Raw genomic sequence first — 1,581 nt, 5'->3', positions numbered from 1 at the left:
TGGTGATGATCGGGCGGATCGTCAGGCCCGGCGTCTTCATGTCGATCAACAGGTAAGTGATACCGCGTTGCTTGCGCGCGTCCGGATCGGTGCGCACCAGACAGAACATCCAGTCCGCGTGATGGGCGGTGGAAGTCCACAGCTTCTGGCCGTTGATCACGTACTCGTCGCCTTCGCGCACGGCGCGGGTGCGCAGCGATGCCAGGTCGGACCCCGCACCCGGCTCGGAAAAGCCCTGGCAGAACCAGTATTCGAGGCTGGCGATGCGGGGTAGGAAATGCGCCTTCTGCTCGGGTGTGCCGAACGCAATCAGGACCGGCCCGATCATGTTCACGTTGAACGACAGCGGCTCGAAGGCCGGCGCCATATGCAACTCTTCCTTGAAAATGTACTGCTTGACCGAGCTCCAGCCGGTGCCGCCCCATTCGGGGCTCCAGGCCGGCGTGGCCCAGCCCCGCTCGTACAGGATCCGTTGCCAGCGGCGCAGTTGGGCCGCCGAGTAGCGCTGGCCCTGCTCGGCCGCACGCCGCAAGTCCGCCGGCAAGGCGTCCTTGAAGAAGGCGCGTACCTCGTCCCTGAAGGCAAGCTCGTCGTCCGTGTATCGTAAGTCCATCGTGTCTCCTGTCGACTCGTTATCGGTGTCTCAGCCCGGCGCGGCGGCGGCCGTGAAGTGGGCGATGCGTTCCGGTGTCAGCCAGCCCGCCAAGGCGTCCGCAGCGGTTTCCTCGCTTGCCGGCGCGGGCGGCACGGGAACAGCCGGCGGCGTACGCGAGAAACGCGGCGCCGGTGCGGGTTGCACCACCCCATCGATCTCGACGAAGGTGCCGCGCGCCTTCAGGTGTGGGTGCGACGGTGCCTCGGCCCACGACAGCACCGGCGCGAAGCAGACATCGGTCTTTTCGAGCAAAGCGGTCCAGGCATCGCGCGTGCGGCTCTTGAACTTCAGTCGGAACAGCTCGCGCGCAGCCGGCCAGTTTTCACGGTTCAACTGTGGACCGAGCGTGCTCTCGTCGATCTCCAGGAGCGCGAGAAGCTGCCGGTAGAATTTGTACTCGATCGGGCCGATCGTGATCGCCTTACCGTCGGCGCAGGCGTAGACGTCATAGAAATGGGAGCCGGAATCGGTGATATTGGTGCCGCGCTCATCGCGCCACATCCCGGCCGCGTGCATGCCGTAGAAGGTGGTGGCCAGACTGGCCGTGCCGTCGACGATGGCGGCATCGACCACCTGCCCTTGGCCACCGGCGCGCGCGTGCATGATCGCCGCCAGCATGCCCATGGCCAGGTAAAGAGACCCTCCGGCGTAGTCGCCGATCAGGTTCAGCGGCACCGATGGCAGTTGTCCCTGGCGGCCGATCGCGTTCAGCACGCCGGTGATCGCGATGTAGTTCAGGTCATGTCCGGCAAACTGCGCCAGCGGGCCTTCCTGGCCCCAGCCGGTGATGCGGCCATAGGCGAGCTTTGGATTGCGCGTCAGACAAGCATCAGGTCCCAGTCCCAGCCGCTCGGTGACACCCGGGCGGAAGCCCTCGATCAGGCCGTCCGCGTTGGCGACCAGCTCGAGTACCAGCTCGATGGCTT

At 65.8% G+C, this 1,581-nt stretch carries 2 protein-coding genes; both read right to left on the bottom strand.

Annotation, left to right across the window (positions count from 1 at the left end):
• Positions 1 to 613: acyl-CoA dehydrogenase family protein (locus I5W_RS03175; protein WP_044528156.1), on the bottom strand; the 613-nt coding region annotated here is incomplete at its 3' end.
• Positions 614 to 643: 30 nt separating this feature from the next.
• A partial coding sequence (locus tag I5W_RS03170; RefSeq protein WP_044528155.1) for a CaiB/BaiF CoA transferase family protein occupies positions 644 to 1,581 on the bottom strand: 938 nt, incomplete at its 5' end.

It is taken from the genome of Herbaspirillum sp. B65 (assembly GCF_000333555.1).
In the GTDB taxonomy this organism is placed as follows: Bacteria; Pseudomonadota; Gammaproteobacteria; order Burkholderiales; family Burkholderiaceae_D; genus Herbaspirillum; species Herbaspirillum rubrisubalbicans.
This window is presented reverse-complemented; position numbering and strand designations above follow the sequence as displayed.